Below are 22,216 nucleotides of genomic sequence, written 5' to 3'. Positions count from 1 at the left end.
TGCTCACTAAAATTGCACAAGACCCTTCACTTAATCTTTAAAGAAATTTTGGTGTATATACCGTATCTTTTGCGAGTTGAAAAAATCACAATAGTATTACAAAGCATCAAGATAAACTTACATCTTCGAGCTTGTTTTACTCGACAACAGTCATATAGAAAGAAATAATACTTCTTGATTTTCTTCTAGGTTGTTCGAGTAATGAAACTAGTTTTATATAGCTAGGTTTCAAGAAAAGTTCAGTCTTAATTATCTTTGTGTTCTTCAAGGTTTATTATTCGAATGCTGCAAAAAATCTCCTTGGCTTTACTCGGAACAACTGCTGTGATCGTCAGTGCAAATCCAGCTAGTGCCGTAACTCTGCAAGTCAATACTGGCCCGTTCTCTAGCTATGCTGATGCTAAAACTGTCACCTTTGACGATGGCACCGCAAATGATCCTAATGGATTTGTTACTTACTCTAATATTACTAGTAACATTGTTCAAGGTAGCGTATCTGGTCAATACGCCTCACCTTATGGGGATAACACCAAATTTCTAACAATTGCTCCAAAAAATACTAATGTTGCAGGCAACAGTGGTTTTGTCAATATTAACTTCAAAGAAGCTGTTAATTACTTCGGTTTTTATGCAGGTTCATTGGATGATTACAACTTTGTTGACATTTACAAGGGTAATCAGTTGGTAAAGACTTTTAGTGGTGCAGATGTGCCAACTGCTATAGCTAATGGTAGTTGGACTAGCACTCAAGCTAATATGTTTATCAATCTTGTAGCTGACACAGGAGAAACATTTGATCGAGTTGTGATGCGCTCAAATGGTGTTGCTTTTGAAACAGATAACCATGCCTATAGACTAGCCAAGAGCGTTCCCGAATCTAATGCGATGTTAGGTGTGTTAGCAATTGGTGCTTGTGGTATGACTTCACTCTTCAAACGCTCACAACGTAAAGTGACAATGTAAAGATAAATTTATCAGGATAGCCGTATAAAATCCTTAATAATGTGTATCGAAGCACAGCCTCGATACACATCTTTTACTTTTTACAGCTTGGCGATATCACGGCATTCTTTATACAGTACGAATCGTTTCTAGAGTATTAAAAGATAAAAGACTACTATAACAATCCTAAATCATTCATGAAAGAGAAAATCCCTGAAAAGCGTATTTTTAATTTCATTATTTTTTAATATTTAAATTCATATTTATATATAAAACTTTGAAAACATTTATTATTTCTACTTAGTTAGACAATTGAAATATATTTAGTAGTAGAAGCTCTATTAATGAGTGTTCAATAGTTTGTGCAGGGCGGTCGCATTATGTCAATAAGAGTATTATATTGCAAATAGAATCTTATTAGCCGATGCTTGTTGCTAAAGGTTTAGGTGTATTCCATCGTAGACATCGCTTTGAGACTTGGAAACTAAACCAAACGAGAAATGCTTATTTTTTCGTTGTTTCTTAACCTTAGTTGCGATCGAGAGTAATCAATTTAGATGCGTTTGCCTTACCATTACCCTTTTGCTGCCAACCTGTTGAAAAAGCGTAATCCTAGAATGATAAGCTAAACAGTGGCATAAAAATTGTGACTTAGGATGAAGTGATAAATGGGCGTTCCTTCAACAACTCCTCATCTCTTACGGGCTGCTCGCGGTGAAGTAGTAGATCGTCCCCCTGTATGGATGATGCGACAAGCGGGACGATATATGAAAGCATATCGAGACTTAAGAGAGAAGTATCCTTCGTTTCGCGATCGCTCGGAAATTCCAGATGTAGCAATTGAAGTTTCCTTGCAACCGTGGAAAGCCTTCCAACCAGATGGAGTAATTTTATTTTCTGATATTGTCACCCCATTACCTGGTTTGGGCATTGACATGGATATTGCGGAAGGTAAAGGGCCAATCATTCACTCCCCCCTCCGCACTCAAGAACAAATCGATGCTCTGCATCCTTTAGAACCAGAAGCAGCTCTACCATTTATCAAGACAATTTTGCAAGCGTTGCGTTCTGAAGTAGGCGATAAATCAACGGTGTTAGGCTTTGTGGGTGCGCCGTGGACATTAGCAGCTTATGCAGTTGAGGGAAAAGGTTCTAAAACCTACTCCATCATCAAAAACATGGCATTCTCAGATCCGACGATACTGCATCAACTGTTAACTAAATTAGCAGATGCGATCGCCATCTATGCCCGCTACCAAATTGACTCTGGCGCTCAAGTTGTGCAAATGTTCGATTCTTGGGCGGGTCAATTGAGTCCTCAAGATTATGACACCTTTGCTCTCCCCTATCAGCAGAGAGTTTTCCAGCAGATTAAGCAAACCCACCCCGATACACCTTTGATTTTGCTAGTTAGTGGTAGTGCGGGTGTGTTGGAAAGAATGGCACAATCTGGCGCTGATATTGTCAGTGTAGACTGGGCAGTGGATATGGCAGACGCACGGGCAAGATTGGGCAAGCAAGTCAAAGTTCAAGGAAATCTTGACCCAGGCGTGCTATTTGGCTCTAAACAGTTTATCCGCGATCGCATTCTCGATACCGTTCGCAAAGCTGGTAACTGGGGTCATATTCTCAATCTCGGTCATGGTGTCCTTCCAGAAACTCCCGAAGAAAATGTCGCTTTCTTCTTTGAAACCGCAAAGGAATTGAATCTTGCAGGAGTTAAGAATTAGGAGTCATACAATTTTAGATTTTAGATTTTAGATTTTAGATTTTTCTTTCAATCCAAAATCCAAAATTCAAAATCTAAAATTTCCAGAGTTATAAGTTATCAGTTGCAATTGGAACTTTTAACTTTATTCTTAACTCTTTAGTTTTAACTCCTAACGTTTGATAAATTTTTTATGAGCCAGAAACGCATCTTAGTGACTGGTGCAAGTGGTTGTGTAGGTCATTATTTAACAGAAGCCTTAATTAAAGAAACAGATCACGAACTGTATCTGCTAGTTAGGAACCCAAGCAAACTGCAAGTTGATACTAAAGCCCGTTCAGGTATCAACGTTTTACAAGGTGATATGCAAAATATTCGCCAGTTTGCCGATTTACTATCCACAATTGATACGGCGGTACTCACCGCCACAGCTTGGGGTGGTGATGAGACATTTGATATTAATGTCGTCAAGACTATAGAATTGCTCGAATTACTAGATCCAGAACGTTGTCAGCAGGTGATTTATTTTTCGACAGCTAGCGTTTTGGATCGCTACAATCAACCATTAAAAGAAGCCGGGGAAATTGGGACAGATTATATCCGTTCTAAATATGAGTGCTTAGAGAAAAAAGAAAAATTAGCGATCGCATCCAAAATTACCACAGTTTTTCCGACTATAGTATTGGGCGGTGATGCGAATAAACCCTATTCTGCTGTAACATCTGGTATTACAGAAGTGACGAAATATATTAATGTGATTCGTTTTTTGGAAGCAGATGGCAGTTTTCACTTTATCCACGCACAAGATATTGCCACTGTAGTGCGATATTTAATCGATCATCCTGCCAAAAACGATCAACCACGTCGGCTTGTTTTGGGTCAAGCACCGTCAACTGCTAATCAAGCAGTAGAACAAGTTTGTGCTTATCTGGGGAAAAAGATTTACTTTCGCATTCCCATCTCTATAGCATTGGCTAATTTGATTATTGTTCTGTTTCGTATTCAAATGGCTGCTTGGGATAGATTTTGCATGAACTATCGGCATTTCACTTATGAAAAATTCATAAATCCCAATAGTTTTGGCTTGCCAAATTATTGTGTAACCATGAGTGATGTTTTAAAAATTAGTGGCGTTGAACGTGCTGATTGAGAAAATATCTATTATTTGCTAATGATAACGGTCATTTCTGGCAAAGATCAGCCGACACAAGCTGCCAGTTCTTCTGCCTAAGTCCTACTGATATGAATTTAGTTTGTAGCCTGGTCGTAGTTAGAGAAACCAGAAATCTCCTGATTCCTGCTTTAACATACTTTTCTTTTTGCCGATTAGCTGCAATAATTCCAGTCGCTAGCCGCCCATTAAAGGAAAAAATATCGGTGGTAAGATAAAACAACTTTAATAAAAAGTCAATAACTCTTTATTTTCGTTAGAGTGGGATAACAATCAAAGTGTGAGGATTGATACTACATGCGAATCTTGTTAGTGTATCCAATATTTCCTAAAACTTTTTGGTCTTATGAAAAAATCTTAGAGTTAGTCGATCGCAAAGTTTTATTACCACCTCTGGGTTTAGTCACAGTAGCGGCGATTCTGCCCCAAGAATGGGAATTCAAGCTGGTAGATCGCAACATCCGCGCAGCAACAGAAGAAGAGTGGGCATGGGCAGATATAGTAATTCTGTCTGCGATGATTGTCCAGAAGCAAGATTTACTTGAACAAATCCAGGAAGCTAAAAAACGTGGCAAGTTAGTTGCAGTTGGCGGCCCCTACCCCACCTCTGTACCTCACGAAGTTGAAAATGTTGGCGCAGATTTTCTGATTCTGGATGAAGGGGAAATCACTCTCCCCATGTTTATTGAGGCAGTTCAACGCGGAGATACATCTGGCACTTTCCGCGCCACAGAAAAACCTGATGTCACAAGCACGCCAATACCCCGCTTTGATTTATTGGAATTGAATGCTTATGACATGATGTCGGTGCAGTTTTCGCGCGGGTGTCCCTTCCAGTGCGAATTTTGTGACATTATTGTTCTCTACGGACGCAAACCACGCACTAAAACCCCAGCCCAACTTTTAGCAGAGTTAGATTGCCTCTATGAATTAGGTTGGCGGCGGGGTGTGTTCATGGTGGATGACAACTTTATTGGCAACAAACGAAATGTAAAATTGTTGCTGAAAGAGTTAAAAGTCTGGATGGCAGAACACAAATATCCCTTCCGATTTGACACTGAAGCTTCAATTGACTTGGCACAAGACGCTGAAATGTTGGAGTTGATGGTTGAGTCTGGTTTCTCGGCGGTGTTTTTGGGAATTGAAACGCCGGATGAGGATAGTTTGCAAATGACCAAGAAGTTTCAAAATACTCGCAGTTCTTTAACTGAGGCGGTGGAAACCATCATCAAAGCGGGATTGCGCCCAATGGCTGGGTTTATTATCGGCTTTGATGGCGAAAAAGCAGGCGCAGGCGATCGCATTGTCCGCTTTGCGGAACAAGCAGCTATTCCCTCTACTACCTTTGCCATGTTACAAGCGTTACCTAACACCGCACTTTGGCATCGTCTGAAAAAAGAAGGACGACTGCGGGAAAATCAAGATGGCAACATCAACCAGACAACATTGATGAACTTCTTGCCCACCCGTCCGTTAGAAGAACTTGCTAGAGAATATGTTGAAGCATTTTGTACTTTATACGACCCAGTAAATTACTTGGATCGTACCTATCGTTGTTTCTTAATGATGGGTTTACCGAGTTGGAAAGCGCCAGCAAAAATGCCAGAGTGGATAGTTGTCAAAGCGTTGCTGATTGTAATTTGGCGACAAGGAATCAAACGGGAAACCCGTTGGAAGTTCTGGCACCATTTGTTTAGCATTCTCAAGCGTAACCCTGGAGTGATTGAGCATTACATCTCTGCTTGCGCCCACAACGAGCATTTTCTAGAGTATCGGCAAATTGTGCGCGATCAAATTGAAAGTCAGCTAGCTGAATATCTCGCACAAGGTGCAGAAACGCCTTATGTGCTAGTGAAGGAAAAAGCAGAGGAAAAAGCTGAAGCGGTAGTTAGTTAAGCGCGGTAACAGATAAGCAAATCCGCATCTTCACCCGTACACTTGTACGGGTGAATTTGCGTTTATAGCTAGTGGCATTTATAAATGAAAATAGTTATTGCAGAGGCCAGTTTTCCTCCTGCCTTCTTCATATTTTATCTACCGCGATCGCGTTCTAAATCATCAATCACTCTTTGCAAATACCATTCGTCTGACATTCCAGGATGATAATCCTGTTTTTGCTGAATTAATCTTTCGGCAATTTCCCAATATCCCCCAACCATACCCAAAAGTCGCTGATGTAGCAGGTTATATTTTTGCTTTTTTGACTGTGGACTAAATTTCTGGATTTTTTCTAGGCTACTTAAAACTTGTTGATAATTTCCCCAGTCTTCTTGTTCACAAAAAATACTCGCCGCCCGTTGATAATCTTCCACGGCATTTTGCATTTCTTCTAAACAAGTAAAGGCAATGCCACGATTGTAGTAAGCTTGAGCATCATCAGGATTTATTTGCAGTGCTTGGGTGTAATCTTGAATTGCACCCAGATAGTTGCCCGTTGTACGATAGGCATTACCTCTGGCAATATAAACTAGAGGATCTTGTGGTTGTATTTGGAGTGCTTGATTAAGATCCGCGATCGCACCTTGATGATCTCCCAATATAGAACGGGCTTTACCTCGGTTGCGATAGACAATGGCATCTTGAAAATTTAGTCGCAATGCTTGATTAAAATCTGCGATCGCTTCTCGATAATTTCCCATCTTACAACGCACAACCCCACGACAGCAGTAAGCTTGGGCATCTTGTGAATCGGCTTTCAATACCCAGTTTAAATCGGCCAGTGCCTCTTGAATATCTCCCTTTTCAGCTTTTTCTAATAACTGGGTGAAATAATCATTGGTGGATAAAATCGGCGCATTTGGCGAATGCGATTGCTGTACAACAGGTAATTCTTGGGGTTGTAGCTGTTTAATTCGTTCCAGACACAGGCGACAGTTTTCTTTATCCTGTTGTTCTAGATATAATTGTGCTGCTTTTTTAAAGTTAGCGATCGCATCTTGAAGATAACCCTGTTTGCGCCGCACCATCCCTCGCAGATTATAAGCCGCAGCATAATTGAGATTGAGACGAATAGCGCGTTCAACATCTTCCAGCGCCCCTGGTAAATTTTTCAGCGCCACCCTAGCCAATCCACGACAATAATATGCCTCTACACTCTCAGGATTAAGTTTCAGAGCTTCAGTATAATCTGAAACAGCCTTAAGGATTGCTCCTGAGTCATAATATGCTAAACCCCTTTGCAAGTAAGCTTCGGTAAAGTAAGGTGTCAGTTGTAAAGCATGGCTAAATTCCTCAATTGCTCCGGCGTAGTCTTTTCGCCTAGCCTTTTCCAATCCTCTATTGTAAAATTCGTCATTCATAACATTTCTTTGGTTGATTCAGTTAGTTGAATTCCAGCAAGCTTGCTTCGTAGCCTAACCTATCCACTCACTCTTAATATTCTAAGTATTCAGCGTAGCTTTGCTTCATTTCGGATTTGCAGTGAATTAAAACGAACAAACCCCGTAAATTTTATTGGCGATATTCATGCAATTGAATATTGTACACTCCAGGTTTTGCAGTTAGATTTAGTACAAATCTTGGCTAAAACTTTGATTAATCTTATCAATAATGAGTTATACCAATGAAAATCAGAACTATCACAACAGGTATATCACTTCAATCTTTACAAGATCAGGAAACAATTAAGCAAGCTGCTGACTTTAATCAGCAAGCAAAGATTCTCTTTGAAAAACAAGGATACGAAGTACAAACAACTAGAATCGCCACTAATACCTGGGAAGAATATCTAAAAGATTTATCAAAAATCGAAATTATCAATGAAATTCAAACTCTAGAACAACTTTGCCAAAGTCTGAATATCAGCTTTTTCAATATTGGTTATGCCAGCAAACCTGAAACAATAGATATTATTCCAGATATCAACAAAAGTACATCGATTATTTACTGCTCAAGCACAATTGGCGATAGGGAAACTGGTATCAACTTTGAAAATGCTAGGGAATCTGCCAAAGCTATTAAACGTATTTCCCAAGAAAGTGAAAATGGTTATGGTAATTTTCGTTTTTGTGCATGGGCAAACTGTCAGCCAGGTATCCCATTTTTTCCTACAGCCTACCATAGAGGCAATACATCTTTCGCTATAGGTTTAGAGTTAGGTGACTTGGTAATGCAAGCATTTTCACAAGCTAACAATATGATAACAGGAGAGCAAAACCTGCAATTACTTTTAGAATCTGAATTAAATCAAGTCGCGGTTATTTCCGAAAAAATATCTGATAGATTCGCCGTTACTTATGCAGGAATCGATACCTCTCTAGCCCCATCCTTGGATAAGAAAAACAGTATTGCTTTTGCTTATGAAAAATTGATTAATGGTAAGTTTGGGCATTCTGGAACTCTCAGCATTTCTGGTATGCTGACTCGTGTACTGAAAAATGTATCAGTAAAAATCTGTGGTTACTCTGGGCTGATGCTTCCAGTTTGTGAAGATGTGGGACTGGCTACCAGAGCTAATGAGCAAACTTATGATATTACAAATTTATTATTATATTCAGCAGTTTGTGGTTGTGGACTGGATACAGTTCCGATTCCGGGTGATATAACAATAGAAAAAATTGCAGCTTTATTAATTGATTTGGCAACTTTAGCCATCAAGTTAGATAAACCACTCTCAGCTAGATTATTTCCAATTCCAAACAAAAAAGCTGGGGAAATGACTACATTCAATTCCCCATATCTCGTAGATTGCAAAATATTTACATTTGACTAAAATTATTCCGAAAGCAAGCTAGGAGAAGTTAGTACAAAAACATCCCTACTTCCTTGAGCGTCATGCTGTGGTTTTATGGGAGTGGTGAAGTGGAAAAAATCATGATCGTTAACTAATAAAAGTTCTCCCGGATTTAGAACTTTGCTAAATACAGGATTTTCTTTTTTGGCAGCATATAGATGTGTTTCTCCACCTTGAATATTATCTCTATCTACTGAAAATATGCCAATAAAATCAGTACCATCTTGATGGATACCTTCAGGTGCTGGATTACCCAAATTATCTAACGAACAAATAGTTCTAATTTGATGAACCCCAATTTCCGCTTCAGGATGAAGTTTACAAGAATCACTAAATGCTAAGACTAGATTTCTAAAAATATCAAGTTCTATGAGTCCATCATCTAATTCTGCGAACTCTCTTTTTATATCACCCACTAATGGATTATACTTTTTACTTTGAAAGAGATAGCCATGAGGTAATTTGATTAACTGATTTCCAGAAACTGTGAACCGAGATAATCTTCTGGAACGATAGTTGCCTTTGATGTAAGGATCAATAGGCATATTACTAAAAAATGGCTTAAAACCTTCTGGATTGATTGAATTTACTTTTCTTAGAGTAAACAGAAAAGCATATTCTAATTCCGTTGCTGTCTCCAATTTTTGCATAGGATTTACCTCCTTGCACGTTGAAATCTCCCGGATTTTTTATGGGAGGCTTATAATGCTTAGTATATGCTACTTTTTATTACTATGTTGTCAATTTAACTACAAAAGTTGACAATCTATGATATGTAAAGTTGTTTGATTTCTGTCACAGGGTGGAGTCGCGGCTGCAAAGATTTACTGTTGAGAGTTAGGTGGGTAAGGAATCGACGTATATTTACTAGCAGCAACAAGGTTTTATAATGATGGATTGGCTTTACCGTTACCCACCTTTGTATCCGGGTATTTTACTCAAGCGTTACAAGCGATTTTTTGCTGACGTTCAACTTACTTCTGGCGAAATAGTGACAGCACACTGTCCTAATACAGGGCCAATGACTGGAGTATCAACTCCCCAAAGTGCTGTACAGCTTTCCAAAAGTGATAATCTTAACCGCAAATTGGCTTACACCTTAGAACTAATTCAGGTACATGACAATGAGCCGACTTGGGTAGGCATAAATACTTTTTTACCCAATCGGGTGGTAAAGCTAGCTTTGGCGAAACACCTTTTTCCAGAATTGGGCGACTATAGCCTAATTAAGGGTGAGGTGGTTTATGGGCTAGATAAAAAAAGTCGAGTGGATTTCTTCTTGACGGGGAGTGATGAGGAACGCCCGATTTATTTAGAAGTGAAAAATACAACTTTGTCTGAAGGGAGATTAGCCCTATTTCCTGACACAGAGACTACAAGAGGACAAAAGCACTTGCGAGAACTGATGGCGTTGCTACCTTTAACTCGTGCGGTGATGCTTTACTTTATCAATCGTGGTGATTGTACAGAGTTTTCCCCTGGCGATCGCACAGATCCTGTATATGGTAAATTATTGCGGGATGCGATCGCTCTCGGTTTAGAAGTCTTACCTTGCCGTTTTGACATTTCCCCCGAAGGTATCCGTTATTTGGGTTTAGCAAAACTCAAAATTTGATTACACTTAATTAAACAATAAACCCATCTAGACAGGATCTAGATGGGTTTGTTGGTAGTTGGTGTTTACTAAAAAACATTCAACCAGATTTTAATCAAGAAACGACTACAGGTAGTCGTCACCCCAGAAATAGCATTCACTATTCTGAAGTTTGCTTATGCAGGAATCAAAACTGTGTCAATTACGTGGATGACACCGTTATCAGCAGCAACATCTGCTGTTGCAACTTTTGCATCATTGATTTTAACGCCATTAGAAGCGTCAATTTTTACATCTGAACCTTCAACTGTTTTAGCTGTCTTCAGTTTAGCTACATCAGCAGCCAGTACTTTACCTGAGACTACATGATAGGTCAAGATTTTCTTGAGCTTTGGAATATCTTTCAGTAATGCGTCTACTGTACCTGCTGGAAGCTTGTTAAATGCTTCATCTGTGGGTGCGAAGACGGTGAATGGGCCATCACCTTTCAGTGTATCTACCAGACCAGCGGCTTGGATTGCTGCAACTAGTGTCTTGAAAGAACCATTGTTAGTGGCAGTGTCAATTATGTTGGCCATGTGTTTTACCTAGTTCTGTGTAACCTGTTACAAATCTAAACTATTTCTCCATAAAAGCTATCTATCGTTAGGCGTATGTCAAATCAATTTTTTTATTGATAACATAAAAGTTTGTATATATTTTTATACAAAGAGAGAATTATATGTAGTTGATCTGTATGGATGAGTTACAAGCACTCCTGGATTCGTAGTTTACCGCCGCAGATATCGCTCCTTTTTTACACATCGGTAAGTGCGATCGCTTTTCACTAGTGTTAGTACACCTGCTTTATTACCAACTAAATTAGGCAATAGCTCGTTTAAAACTACTTTATTGGTAAAAATCTATTTTAGTAATTTATGAAAATTTTACAATAAACCTATGCTCTACAAGCAATTTAGGGGATTTTCAAAGTTTGACTTCTGTTGCCTAAGTTTTTTGTCAGGATTCTATAACCAAAAATGTTGGTAATATGCGTGTTTAACTGATATTATTTCATCACTAAATACATTTCACTTTTTGTTTGTGTAATTCTACTTGGAAATAATAACGGCTAATCATAACTAATGCTTTTAGGAATTGTGAGTCCGTTTGTTTATTTCCAGAATTTTTCGTGCGTAGCAATTACATCAAAACTCTCTAAATGAGATTTATCCATATCCTCTGCATTCTATGCAGTTTATTTTCTGTTGCCTGTACGTAATTCAGGTACGTCAACAATGAGACTTTTAGGTAATATTTTCCCCAAACTATAAATTTCATGAACAGAAGAAGACTTATCGCTTGGATTGCTACAGCAGTTACTAGCATGATGCTGGTAATAGGCTCCCAGTTTATCAATTTATCGCCAGCAAACTCCACAACCACACTTAGAGTATTTGCAGCTGTCAGCTTAACGAATGCGCTTAATGATATTAAGACTCAGTACCAAAGTGCTAACCCAAGTGTTAATGTTGTCTATACTTTTGGTGCTTCTGGCACCTTACTTAGCCAAATACAAGCAGGAGCAGCAGCAGATATTTTCATTTCTGCGGCCACCGATCAAATAGATGTCTTGCAAAATGCAACCCCAAGTAAATTAGTTGCAGGTAGCCGTAAGAACATTGTTAAAAACCGTCTAGTTTTGATTGCTCCTACGACACCTCCTGTTAGTGCTGGTAGTGCTGCTCTGACTAGCTTCAATGGTTTGACCAACGCCAACATTACTGGCATCGCTATAGGTGACTACACAGGTACTCCGCCAGTTGTACCAGCAGGAAATTATGCCAAACAAGTTCTTACTAGCCGAGGTATTTTCACTACTGTTAGTCCTAAAACATACCTCGCTAGCAATGTGCGTAATGTCTTAACTGCTGTTGAAAATAAAACTCTTGTAGTTGGTGGCGTAAGTAAAACTATTGATGCAGGTGCAGTTTACAAAACCGATGCTGCAATTTCTACCAAGGTAAGAGTCGTAGAAACTGCTCTAACAACAGAAAGCGATCCGATTGTCTATCCACTGGGGATACTGGCCAACACTACAGTTTTATCGACAGCACAGAGTTTTTCTACCTACTTAAGTGGTACTACTGCCCAGAATATTTTCAAAAATACTTACGGGTTTATCTTGCCTTAATCACTACAAAGTAAATCAATCAAGTACTCGCTGTCGTGAATTTTAAACTATTTGGAGTTATGTCTCGTGAAGTTCACTAAAAAACTCTCAATTATTTTTTGTAGTTTGACCACTGCTCTCCTTCATACTGCTGTGATTACCAATACTTATAAGTCAGCAGCACAAGCAGAAGGAGCAGAACTGATTACCAACGGGGGATTTGAAAACGATGCACTTGTAGATCCTAATAATCCCAATGCTACAAATCCTAATCTTACAGGATGGATTAAAACTGGCGATCCGATAGATACATCAGGTACTAGGATTGACAATTTTTCTAAAACTGGGAACCAAGGTTTATCGCTTGGTGGATTTTCAGCCATTAGCTACATATCACAGACTATCCCTACAGTTGTCGATCAATACTACAAACTTACTTACTATTTTGCATCCACTGAAGAGGCACCTGACCTAAAGAATAAATTTAAGGTTTTTGTAGGTGGAAATAAGGTTTGTAAGAAAAAGGATACTTCTTACCAACCCTACACACAATACACCTTTTATTTTAAAGCCAAAGCAACATCCACCGAGATCAAGTTTGGTTCCAAAGCCAAGTATGCATTTTTATATTTGGATGATGTGAGTGTCAAATCTACAGATCAACAAGGGGAAAACTCTCAGTGCGATCAGATAGATGATGGGGATGAATAAACCACAGCTCGCAAGCCAACCCTGATTCTCTTAAAATTCCAAGCGATATCTGGCTCTATAGTGTTGAGAATACCACTTAAATTCATCTGATTAAAAAACTCCATAATTGGTTTATGGAAAGATTATCTATGGTGAATAGTTAACTCTTATCAACCTGAATAAAGTGTTTATTTTTATTGACACCAATTAGAGCCAGCATAGATGTAACTATCAACTTGTTTTAACTGTCGTAAATTGTAATTATTTGGAGTCAAGTTTCATGAAGTTAACTCAAAAACTCTCAATTATTGTTTTTAGTTTTACCACTACCTTAATTAGCACTGCTGTGATTACCAATACTTGTAATACAGCAGCACAAGCGGCAGAACTTGTTAGAAATGGAAGCTTTGAAATCGATCCTCTCGTAGATCCTAATAATCCCAACGTTACAAATCCTAATGTTACAGACTGGATTAAATCTGGCGATCCGATCGATACATCAGGGATTAGAATTAACAATTTTCCTCAGTATGAGAGTGGTAATCAAGGTTTATCGATTGGTTCGTTTGTAAATCCTGCTTATATATCTCAGAATTTGGCTACAACTATCGGTAGTAACTATAATCTCAGTTTCTTTTTAGGAACAGACGAAGATAGCAGTCAAGTTGATAATATATTTCAGGCATTTGTCGATGGAAATAAAGTCTTTGATAAAATAAATACTATAAATGTTGCTGGATCTCCTTTCACACAATATGACTTGAATTTTTTGGCAACAAAATCATCTACAGAGTTAAAGTTGGGTGGTAGAGCTAGCTATGGTTTTTTATACTTGGATAATGTGAGTGTAGAACCTCTGGCTGTGCCTGAGCCATCAAGTATTGGAGGAATAGCAATTGCTGGCTTGTTGGGAATATGGCTGAAGAAAAAGAAGACAATTAGCTTGAAAGAATAGCCCTTTTTTGTCACTCTCAGAAAACAACAGAGCGATCGCTATACAATCTTAATCGGGTGTTGCACGATCGGATACGAGTAAGCTGATATAGCCACTTTCAACCAAAATAACTGGGTTGGTTTCCGGGTTTCCATTTAATATTGCAACCAACACTCGGCTTTTGGTCGCTTGTAACAGGTTTGCCTACCAGCACTGCTTCAATGGCTGCGCGTAAATCTGCGCCTGTTACAGGTTTACCATTACTGGGACGGCTATCATCTAATTGTCCCCGATAAACAAGTTTGCGTTGCTCATCAAATACAAAAAAATCAGGTGTGCAAGCTGCTGTGTAAGCTTTTGCCGTCTCCTGACTCTCGTCGTAGCATAAGGTAAAATTAAATCCTTGTTCTGTGGCAAATGCTTGTAACGACTCTGGCGCATCATCTGAATAATTCTTGGCATCGTTAGCACTTATAGCAACGATCGCTAAATCACTTGTAAAATAATCTTTTCCTAACTGCACTAATTCTTGTTGGATGTGCTTTACAAATGGGCAATGGCGACAAATAAACATTACCAACAACGCTTTTTTATCTGCAAAGGTAGAAAGTGAAGTTGCCTTTCCAGATACCACTTCAGGTAGATTAAAATCTGGTGCTTTTGTGCCTAGCGGCAACATAGTTGAAGCAGTTAAAGCCATAGTTCACCTAATATTTTTACGCTAATAAGGGCTTTTGCTATCAGTATATTTTCACTCTAGCACTAAGCTTTCCATAAAAGAAGAGACGGTAAATTTACCGTCTCTTAATTATTTATTGAGAATTACGTTATAAAAAATTAGTTTTTACAGATTTGCCAAAACACCAACAATACCGTGTCCTGTGAATACTTCTAATGCTATTAGAGAAACAAAACCAATCATTGCTAAACGACCGTTGAGCATTTCTGCATAGGGAGTGAAACCAGTGCGATCGCCTTGCTCGTCTATATAAACCTTTGGCTCGATCGCAAAGTTGTTCAGTTTGCCTTGGTCGTCAATTATAGCAGTGCTTGTACGCATGGATTTTTCCCTGTTTTCTCTTTATGTAAACAACTGTAACAAAGTTATTAATATTTGTAAAGTATCTTAATCTCCTCAAGTAGAAGTCCAAGGCAGAGATATGATAATGGATCGAGTTCAAAGCCATGTCTAACCAACAGGCTCCGCTTCTTCTGCATAAGCACTTTCAGTCACAAATCCATTCCTAAAAACTAATGCATCGATTTCGAGTAGAGGTTATTGCCAAAACGCCAAACCCGCAGCAGGTGATTTATGCCGCGATGCACCAGGACTATACTGATGGGTTCGTGTTTGATGAGCGCGACTCCTGGCCGTCAGAGTCACAAAGCGGCGAAGTTATTGTTAAGCGACTTTTAGCAGGTGAGAGGGGACACTATGGTCCTCTAGAGCATCCTCAGATTGTTTTCAACTGTGGTTACTTTCCCCACAGTGTTATGCAGCAGGCTCGTACTCATCGTGTAGGAGTATCATTTGATGTTCAGTCTTTTAGGTACACAGGCAACCAATTTATTGATGTACTAGAAGGTAAGAAAGACATAGAAGATGTTTTTTACCTGCGTCCTGTTGGTTATTACACTGATAGACAAGGCAAAAAATACCATTATTCACCAGAGCAACGAGCAGCAGATTTGGAGTGGTGTCTGGAAGCAGCTAAACGATATCAAGCTGATTTTGAGGGTGGAATGTCTGAAGAACACGCAAGAGGTAAAGTGCCTTTTGACTATCGCCAGCATTTTGTGGTGAGTTTCAATTTAAGGTCTTTCTTGCATTTTTGTGATCTGAGAAATAAGAAAGATGCTCAACTTGAAATTCAGAAATTGTGTGAAATGATGTGGCCTCACTTTGAAGATTGGGCACCTGCGATCGCACAATGGTATGAAAAACAGCGTCTTGGTAAGGCCAGACTTGCACCATAATCATATTTTGGGGCTGGATTGAGAATGTCCCAGTTGGATTTTTTGAGCTACCACGTTCTGGCTCAAGGGGATTGTCCAAACAGCCACCAGAAAATCATAAATAAAAAATTAGTAAAATGTTTTCATGCGTCGAGACTCAATATTTTACAAACTGTTTCAACAGTCTCCAACTTTGCTATTTGAACTGTTGACAAATCCTCCAACTAATGCAAGTAGTTATCGTTTTGATTCAGTCGCCGTCAAAGAACCAAAATTTGAAATTGACGGAGTATTTCTACCACCTGAAAGCGATGGTGCTGGAGTTGTATATTTTTGTGAGGTTCAGTTCCAGAAAGATGAACAACTTTATGAAAGAGTATGGGCTGAATCTTCGTTATATTTCTACCGCAACCGTGTCAGATTTAGCGACTGGCAAGTAGTGATAATTTACCCGTCGCGCAATATCGAACAAAGCGATATTCATCCTCATCGTTCATTGCTGAACGGTGAACAAATACATCGGGTGTATTTAGATGAGTTAGGTGATATTCGTCAATTACCTATATGGGTAGCATTGATGGTTTTAACTACAGTGGATGAAGAACAAGCACCAGAAGAAGCAAGGTATTTGTTAACAAGAACCACTCAAGAAGTGCTATCACCATCAAGTCGCGCCATAATTGAATTAATAACGACGATTATGGTGTACAGATTTGAACAATTAACTCAAGCGGAGGTAGAGTCTATGCTAGGAATCACGCTTAAGGAAACGCGAGTTTACCGAGAAATTAAGGAAGAAGGACGTGAGGAAGGACGGGAAGAAGCAACAGCTAATCTCATTCTCCGGCAATTAACTAAGCGATTTGGGGAGCTTTCTGAGGAAATACGCTCCTCAATTTCTGGTTTACCTTTGCCTGTTCTGGAAGATTTGAGTGAAGCACTGTTAGATTTTGCTAGTTTAGCTGATTTACAGGTTTGGCTAGAAGCGCAATGAAAAAATGGCCCTAAGCCAAGCCCAACAGTAAACGCAACTGCCTACTAGATGCATCTGCAATCAAATTATTACCAGCACTGTAATAGGTGAATAGATTTAAGTTCTATATTTTGTGTAAACTTTTTTTAGATATCATTCAGTCTAAATACGAGCCAAAGTCACAATTTCTTGCTGATCCTGATATTTACCCTGGCGTGCTTCGTAACTAATAGCGCAGGGTTCACCTTCTAAAAATAGTAATTGCACCACGCCTTCATTAGCGTAAATGCGACAGTCAGCACTAGAAGAATTAGAAAATTCTAAAGTTAAATGACCTCGCCATGCCGCTTCAGCAGGCGTTAAATTTGCAATTATGCCACATCTTGCATACGTAGATTTCCCTATGCAAATTACTGTAATATTTTCAGGAACCTCTAGCTTTTCTAGAGCAACCCCAAGTCCATAGGAATGAGCAGGTAAAATAAAGTAACTGCCACTAGTATCAGTATGCAATGCTGTTGGCTCTAAATTATCGGGATTAAAGTTTTTGGGATCAACTACAGTTCCGGGAATGTGTCGAAAAATGCGGAACTCAGCCGGGGAAAGGCGTATATCGTAACCATAAGAAGACAAACCGTAGCTAATTACAGGTTGAACCGCTACAGACTTATCTTTTTGCACTTTTCGGATTAGGCTTGGCTCAAAGGGCGAAATCAAGCCCTGTTGAGCCATTTCAGTAATCCAGATATCGTTCTTAATCACAAGTTCGTTGCTAACGTTAATTTAAACAGACTTGATATAGTAGCACGAACCGAGTACTTACTTTGTTTAGGGTCGATAACTCCGACGGATTTCTGTAATTTGATCTGCTACATCCAAGAGAGATTTTGGCATCTCTGGCCCTGTGAGAATGATATCGACGTGGGGAGGACGTTTTGCCAGAAACGCTAAAACCTCCGTTTCAGGAATTAAACCAAAGTTAATCGCCAAACTTAACTCATCTAAGACCACGAGAGAATACTTGCTCTCACACACTACTTGTTGTGTATATTGCCACAGTTTTTGTAAGGCTTGATTTTCCGTATCGTCTAAATGTGGTGTATCGATACAACGAGGCAAATCACAGCGAATCCAATCTAAATTTTGTCCTAATTGTATGGGTCGATCGTGTCCTTGACGAATACCTCCTTTGAGGAACTGCACGATTAATACTGACGTTCCTTGTCCAGCTATTCTCAGTGATTGAGCTATAACGCTCGTAAAAAAATTACGATGTGAGCTAGTGAAAACTTGCACTAGTCCTTCAACTGGATATGGCAAGGTAAGGGTTGAATTGATGTTTTGAGTTTCTAGCTGGGCAACCATAGGGTTAAGTTCAAAAAGATACAATAATTAAGTTTCTTTTCTGTCAGTAATTAGTACAAATCTGCCTGTATAATCAATCTGTTTTTCACAGGTATGGTGGATTTGACAAATTGCATTCTTAGTCAAACACTACGTTTGTGTATAAGTCAAGAGTTGTTTGGATTTAAATTTACGTCTTTTCCCTGAAAATAGTTGTAAAAGTTAAAACATAAGAGTTACAGTTCCAATTATTTAAAAAGGCTGGGTATAACGTCGGAAAATCCCTAGATGTTAGATTTGTCGGTTGTTTGGGCAAAACAGACTTAGCAAGTAGTGAATTTGACAGCATGAGGAGTGAATTGTTGTGAGATTGGTGATTCTGGGAGGTTCAGGATCGGGGAAAAGCACTCAAGCACAAAGGCTTGGCAGATACTTTGATATTCCTCTGATTTCTACAGGTGAGATTTTACGGGAAGCAATATCTGGCAATCAGCCCCTGCCGGAATTTCGATGGTCGGAAGCCGATCCCCGGACTTCTCTTTCGGTTTACGCTAGTCTAAATGAACTAGGTTATCATGCACTGCCCTACATACAAAAAGGGGAGTTAGTTCCAGACGAAATGATCGTTGATTTGATCAGAGTTCGCCTCAGACAACCAGATATTAACTGCCATTGGGTCTTAGAGGGTTATCCTCGTACTGCCTTCCAAGCTGAGGAATTAGATTTTTTATTGGATGATTTAGGGCAAAAGCTAGATTGGGCAATTTATCTCCAAGTTCCAGAAGCAGTGATGGTTAGTCGATCCTTGGGGCGATCGCTACCAGATGACCAACCCGAAATCGTGCAGCGCCGTGTAGAATTATTCTACGATCGCACCATTCCAATCCTAGAATATTACGACCGTCGTCGCTGCCTATTGACTATCAACGGCGACCAATCACCAGAAATGGTGCAGCAAAATATTTTAACTCTACTTTCAGTTCCTTGATGAGTGCTGAGGACTTAGTGCGGAGTGGGAGAGTTAGAGTTAGGAAAAATTCTTGGCAATGCCCAATGTCCAAAAAGATGATTTACAACACTAAGGTAATCTTAAGGCAGTATTGTAAAATTTGAGGCAATTCTAATGGCTTGGCAGCGTCCAGACGGCCGTCTTCCTTACGAACTACGTCCGATCAGCTTTTACCCCAGTTTCACACACTTTGCCCCCGGTTCTGTTCTCGCAAGATGCGGTGATACTCAGGTACTTTGTACTGTTAGCGTTAATAAGGGAGTCCCGAAGTTTCTCGAAGGAACTGGTAAAGGCTGGTTAACTGCTGAGTACCGAATGTTACCATCCGCCACTCAAAAACGCCAAGAAAGGGAATTATTGAAATTATCTGGACGGACGCAAGAAATTCAACGTTTAATTGGGCGCAGCTTACGTGCAGCAGTGGATTTTGAGGTATTGGGAGAACGCACGCTAACTGTAGATGCTGATGTCTTGCAAGCAGATGCTGGAACTAGAACAACAGCTATTACAGGCTCCTTTGTGGCGCTGGCTCATGCGATTTCTAAATTGTTGCAGGAGGGCGTGTTAGAGCGATCGCCTCTGTGTGGACAGGTTGCAGCAATTTCCGTAGGATTACTGGAGGGAGAACCATTTTTGGATCTTAATTACATCGAAGATGTGGCGGCAACAGTAGATTTTAACGTGGTGATGAATCAACACCTGGGAATCATTGAAGTCCAAGGAACAGCCGAAGAAGGGAGCTTTAGCCGCACTCAGTTGGATCAACTTCTCGATGTCGCCCAAAAAGGAATTCAGGAATTGTTAATCCTTCAACGCGAAGCGATCGCTGATTGGGAATCATTGGTTGTGATTAATTAGTTTTATTAATTTTTAATAAGAATTAATAAATTTATCCTCTGTGGTGTTAATCAACAAAGTATCAAGTAACTGGGTGTAAATAAAAATAATTATGAGAAGAGTTAGTAGTTAGTACAACTGACTACTGACAACTTATCATCAATGGTGATAATAAGCATCTACATTTTCCAGCCTACTTAATCCATGATGTTAAATGTTTCAAAAGTTAAAAAGGAGGATTGTAATAAGTTCGGTATGGTATTGCTGGAAGCCAGCAATATGATGATGAAGCCATGAGCAAAACCGTTGAAGTTTTACCGGATCAGCCGACGCTGGTTGCACGAGCGCTAGAATTAATTCTGTCTAAGTTAGAAACTGCTATTGAGCAGCGAGGGCGTTTTACCATCGCCTTATCTGGCGGCAGTACACCTAAACCGTTATACGAAGCGATCGCTACTCAAAAACTGCCTTGGGATAAAATTCATGTATTCTGGGGGGATGAGCGTTACGTACCACCAGATCACCCCGATAGCAATGAACTGATGACTCGTCGTGCATGGCTAGATCGTGTTGATATCCCAGCAGCTAACATTCACCCCGTACCAACTTTAGAAGCCAATCCAGAACTCGCGGCTGCAAAGTATGAACAACATCTCAAAGAATTTTTCAATTCTTCTGGGGTAGAGTTTCCCGCATTGGATGTAGTATTACTAGGAATGGGTGATGATGCACATACTGCATCTTTGTTTCCCCACACAGAGGCACTCAAAGTACGCGATCGCCTAGTGACTGTGGGTAACAAAGACGGAAACCCCAGAATAAGTTTCACATACCCCTTCATCAACTCTGCTCTCAATGTGATTTTTCTGGTTGCTGGTGCTAATAAACGCCCAGCTTTGGCGCAAGTCTTTGCACCTGTAGCCGATGACTTAGCTTACCCATCCCGCTTAATTCGGCCCCAAGGTGAACTTTGGTGGCTCCTGGATGCGGCAGCAGGTTCGGAACTTCAACATTAAATTTGGGAATTGGGAATTGGGAAGAGGACTTGGGGACAAGGGGAAAGACTTGTTTCAAGTTCTCACTTTTTGTCCCCTTATCCCCTTGTCCCCTGCTCCCCTGCCCCCTGCTCCCTTTTCCGTATCAAATCGGCAGTAATTGCTAGAATCTAAAGCTAGGGCCGCCCTCTGCTTGCCAGTCCTACCTATATTTATGATGATCTTGAACAAAGGCTAAATATCGATGATCGTCTGCCCTAATTGCAATCATCCCAACCCTGATGGTGCTGTCCAATGTGAAGCTTGCTATACACCGTTGCCTGCGACTACTAACTGTCCTAGTTGTGGGGCAAGTGTGCAAGCAGATGCTGCATTCTGTGGCCAGTGTGGCTGTAACCTTCACTCCGCAGGAGTTCCACATGTTCATAGTGCGGTAGCTACAACAGTTACTCCCGATGTTCCTGTGGAAGTACCGCCGTTAGTTCCACCCGATCCACTGTTAGAACTTTTACAACCAGATGCTTTGGGAATGAGCGGTTCTACTAACTCTCATCCACCCAGTTCATCTTTACCAGCAACAGAGGTGGCAGCTCCCCCAGTAGCTCCCCCAGAGGCAGCTGTTATAGAAAACAGCCCCCCAGAAGCAGAGCCAAGCGTCGCAGTACCCGTAGTTTCTGGACAAAGTATTCCTACTCCACCACCGTTGGAACCAGCGCCACCCTCTGAAGCGGAACTACCTCCACCAGCTGCACCAGCACCAACTGTAACCGTTGCCAGAACGCAATTGCAGCAGGTTATGGCGCGGTTAATTCACGTTCAAACCGATCGGCTAATTGAATTGCCGCAAAATCTCTCTGTGATTCATATCGGCAAGCCTAATGACCGGATTCCTCCAGATATAGACGTTTCAGGATTTCCCAATTCAGAAGTTGTCTCACGGATTCATGCAGATATTCGTGTTGAGGGAGACGCTCACTATGTAGAAGATGTGGGAAGTTCTAATGGCACTTACATTAATAACTTGCCCCTTTTACCAGGGAATCGTCATCGATTGCGACCAGGCGATCGCATCAGTTTGGGTAAAGGAGACTTAATGACATTCCTGTTTCAACTTGCTTAACTGATTTTCCATCAATTGTGACATCAGTCTAAGCATGTTCTGCCCATCCTCCGGCATCC

Annotated in this window: 22 protein-coding genes; 15 read left to right on the top strand and 7 right to left on the bottom strand. The window is 40.2% G+C overall.

The window, feature by feature from the left end; all coding sequences use genetic code 11:
• The first annotated feature begins 282 nt into the window (after positions 1 to 282).
• The 4 genes from FD724_RS19860 to FD724_RS19845 all read left to right on the top strand — a co-directional run bounded on the left by FD724_RS19860 (position 283) and on the right by FD724_RS19845 (position 5,717).
• Positions 283 to 963 carry a PEP-CTERM sorting domain-containing protein gene (locus tag FD724_RS19860; protein WP_179073810.1) on the top strand — a complete coding sequence of 227 codons (681 nt, stop codon included), beginning with the start codon at positions 283 to 285 and terminating at the stop codon, positions 961 to 963.
• Positions 964 to 1,610: 647 nt separating this feature from the next.
• Entirely contained in the window at positions 1,611 to 2,672 is a 1,062-nt protein-coding gene (hemE, locus tag FD724_RS19855; RefSeq protein ID WP_179073809.1) for a uroporphyrinogen decarboxylase, read from the top strand.
• 171 nt (positions 2,673 to 2,843) lie between these two features.
• Positions 2,844 to 3,800 (top strand): NAD(P)-dependent oxidoreductase, encoded by a 957-nt coding sequence (locus tag FD724_RS19850; protein ID WP_179073808.1) that lies wholly within the window; start codon positions 2,844 to 2,846, stop codon positions 3,798 to 3,800.
• A 318-nt stretch (positions 3,801 to 4,118) separates the two neighbouring features.
• Entirely contained in the window at positions 4,119 to 5,717 is a 1,599-nt protein-coding gene (locus FD724_RS19845; protein WP_114081376.1) for a B12-binding domain-containing radical SAM protein, read from the top strand.
• 134 nt (positions 5,718 to 5,851) lie between these two features.
• On the opposite strand, the gene FD724_RS19840 is transcribed toward FD724_RS19845, so the two are convergent.
• The gene (locus FD724_RS19840) at positions 5,852 to 7,120 is read right to left on the bottom strand and encodes a tetratricopeptide repeat protein (RefSeq protein ID WP_179073807.1); all 1,269 of its coding nucleotides are present in this window, start codon (positions 7,118 to 7,120) and stop codon (positions 5,852 to 5,854) included.
• Positions 7,121 to 7,383: 263 nt separating this feature from the next.
• Between FD724_RS19840 and FD724_RS19835 the strand changes: the two genes are divergently transcribed.
• Entirely contained in the window at positions 7,384 to 8,532 is a 1,149-nt protein-coding gene (locus tag FD724_RS19835; protein ID WP_179073806.1) for a DUF711 family protein, read from the top strand.
• A 2-nt stretch (positions 8,533 to 8,534) separates the two neighbouring features.
• Here the strand turns inward: FD724_RS19835 and FD724_RS19830 are convergent, their stop codons facing one another.
• On the bottom strand, positions 8,535 to 9,203 hold the full coding sequence (locus FD724_RS19830; protein WP_179073805.1) for a 2OG-Fe dioxygenase family protein: 669 nt from the start codon (positions 9,201 to 9,203) through the stop codon (positions 8,535 to 8,537).
• A 239-nt stretch (positions 9,204 to 9,442) separates the two neighbouring features.
• Between FD724_RS19830 and sfsA the strand changes: the two genes are divergently transcribed.
• Complete coding sequence (sfsA, locus tag FD724_RS19825) at positions 9,443 to 10,168, top strand: DNA/RNA nuclease SfsA (RefSeq protein ID WP_179073804.1); 726 nt, start codon at positions 9,443 to 9,445, stop codon at positions 10,166 to 10,168.
• 155 nt (positions 10,169 to 10,323) lie between these two features.
• Here sfsA and FD724_RS19820 read toward each other — a convergent pair whose 3' ends face one another.
• The gene (locus FD724_RS19820) at positions 10,324 to 10,725 is read right to left on the bottom strand and encodes a fasciclin domain-containing protein (RefSeq protein WP_114083007.1); all 402 of its coding nucleotides are present in this window, start codon (positions 10,723 to 10,725) and stop codon (positions 10,324 to 10,326) included.
• A 740-nt stretch (positions 10,726 to 11,465) separates the two neighbouring features.
• Here FD724_RS19820 and modA point away from each other — a divergent pair.
• The 3 genes from modA (at position 11,466) to FD724_RS19805 (ending at position 13,944) form a co-directional block, all read left to right on the top strand.
• On the top strand, positions 11,466 to 12,320 hold the full coding sequence (gene modA / locus FD724_RS19815; protein WP_114083008.1) for a molybdate ABC transporter substrate-binding protein: 855 nt from the start codon (positions 11,466 to 11,468) through the stop codon (positions 12,318 to 12,320).
• Positions 12,321 to 12,386: 66 nt separating this feature from the next.
• Positions 12,387 to 13,010: a DUF642 domain-containing protein gene (locus FD724_RS19810; RefSeq protein ID WP_179073803.1), complete on the top strand. Its 624-nt coding sequence runs from the start codon at positions 12,387 to 12,389 to the stop codon at positions 13,008 to 13,010.
• Between the two features lie 259 nt (positions 13,011 to 13,269).
• The gene (locus FD724_RS19805; RefSeq protein ID WP_114083010.1) at positions 13,270 to 13,944 is read left to right on the top strand and encodes a PEP-CTERM sorting domain-containing protein; all 675 of its coding nucleotides are present in this window, start codon (positions 13,270 to 13,272) and stop codon (positions 13,942 to 13,944) included.
• A gap of 97 nt (positions 13,945 to 14,041) precedes the next feature.
• Here FD724_RS19805 and FD724_RS19800 read toward each other — a convergent pair whose 3' ends face one another.
• Both FD724_RS19800 and FD724_RS19795 read right to left on the bottom strand, forming a co-directional pair.
• Positions 14,042 to 14,623, bottom strand: a complete 582-nt coding sequence (locus tag FD724_RS19800; RefSeq protein ID WP_179073802.1) for a thioredoxin family protein — start codon at positions 14,621 to 14,623, stop codon at positions 14,042 to 14,044.
• Between the two features lie 144 nt (positions 14,624 to 14,767).
• Positions 14,768 to 14,983, bottom strand: coding sequence for a chlorophyll a/b-binding protein (locus tag FD724_RS19795; protein WP_114083012.1), 216 nt, complete (start codon positions 14,981 to 14,983; stop codon positions 14,768 to 14,770).
• A 194-nt stretch (positions 14,984 to 15,177) separates the two neighbouring features.
• Between FD724_RS19795 and thyX the strand changes: the two genes are divergently transcribed.
• Together thyX and FD724_RS19785 are read left to right on the top strand one after the other, a co-directional pair.
• Positions 15,178 to 15,900 carry an FAD-dependent thymidylate synthase gene (thyX, locus tag FD724_RS19790; RefSeq protein WP_012409077.1) on the top strand — a complete coding sequence of 241 codons (723 nt, stop codon included), beginning with the start codon at positions 15,178 to 15,180 and terminating at the stop codon, positions 15,898 to 15,900.
• 124 nt (positions 15,901 to 16,024) lie between these two features.
• Positions 16,025 to 16,873 carry an Rpn family recombination-promoting nuclease/putative transposase gene (locus FD724_RS19785; protein ID WP_179073801.1) on the top strand — a complete coding sequence of 283 codons (849 nt, stop codon included), beginning with the start codon at positions 16,025 to 16,027 and terminating at the stop codon, positions 16,871 to 16,873.
• 141 nt (positions 16,874 to 17,014) lie between these two features.
• On the opposite strand, the gene dcd is transcribed toward FD724_RS19785, so the two are convergent.
• Together dcd and FD724_RS19775 are read right to left on the bottom strand one after the other, a co-directional pair.
• The gene (dcd, locus tag FD724_RS19780) at positions 17,015 to 17,584 is read right to left on the bottom strand and encodes a dCTP deaminase (RefSeq protein WP_199346307.1); all 570 of its coding nucleotides are present in this window, start codon (positions 17,582 to 17,584) and stop codon (positions 17,015 to 17,017) included.
• A gap of 96 nt (positions 17,585 to 17,680) precedes the next feature.
• Positions 17,681 to 18,217 carry a P-loop NTPase family protein gene (locus FD724_RS19775; RefSeq protein ID WP_179073799.1) on the bottom strand — a complete coding sequence of 179 codons (537 nt, stop codon included), beginning with the start codon at positions 18,215 to 18,217 and terminating at the stop codon, positions 17,681 to 17,683.
• 343 nt (positions 18,218 to 18,560) lie between these two features.
• On the opposite strand from FD724_RS19775, the gene FD724_RS19770 reads away from it, so the two are divergent.
• The 4 genes from FD724_RS19770 (at position 18,561) to FD724_RS19755 (ending at position 22,157) form a co-directional block, all read left to right on the top strand.
• Complete coding sequence (locus FD724_RS19770; protein WP_179073798.1) at positions 18,561 to 19,184, top strand: nucleoside monophosphate kinase; 624 nt, start codon at positions 18,561 to 18,563, stop codon at positions 19,182 to 19,184.
• A 135-nt stretch (positions 19,185 to 19,319) separates the two neighbouring features.
• Positions 19,320 to 20,063 carry a ribonuclease PH gene (gene rph, locus FD724_RS19765; RefSeq protein ID WP_114083020.1) on the top strand — a complete coding sequence of 248 codons (744 nt, stop codon included), beginning with the start codon at positions 19,320 to 19,322 and terminating at the stop codon, positions 20,061 to 20,063.
• 272 nt (positions 20,064 to 20,335) lie between these two features.
• Positions 20,336 to 21,058, top strand: coding sequence for a 6-phosphogluconolactonase (pgl, locus tag FD724_RS19760; protein ID WP_179073797.1), 723 nt, complete (start codon positions 20,336 to 20,338; stop codon positions 21,056 to 21,058).
• A gap of 223 nt (positions 21,059 to 21,281) precedes the next feature.
• Entirely contained in the window at positions 21,282 to 22,157 is an 876-nt protein-coding gene (locus FD724_RS19755) for an FHA domain-containing protein (protein ID WP_114083023.1), read from the top strand.
• Positions 22,158 to 22,216 lie beyond the last annotated feature (59 nt).

This window comes from Nostoc sp. C057 (genome assembly GCF_013393925.1).
Classification (GTDB): domain Bacteria; phylum Cyanobacteriota; class Cyanobacteriia; order Cyanobacteriales; family Nostocaceae; genus Nostoc; species Nostoc muscorum_A.
This window is presented reverse-complemented; position numbering and strand designations above follow the sequence as displayed.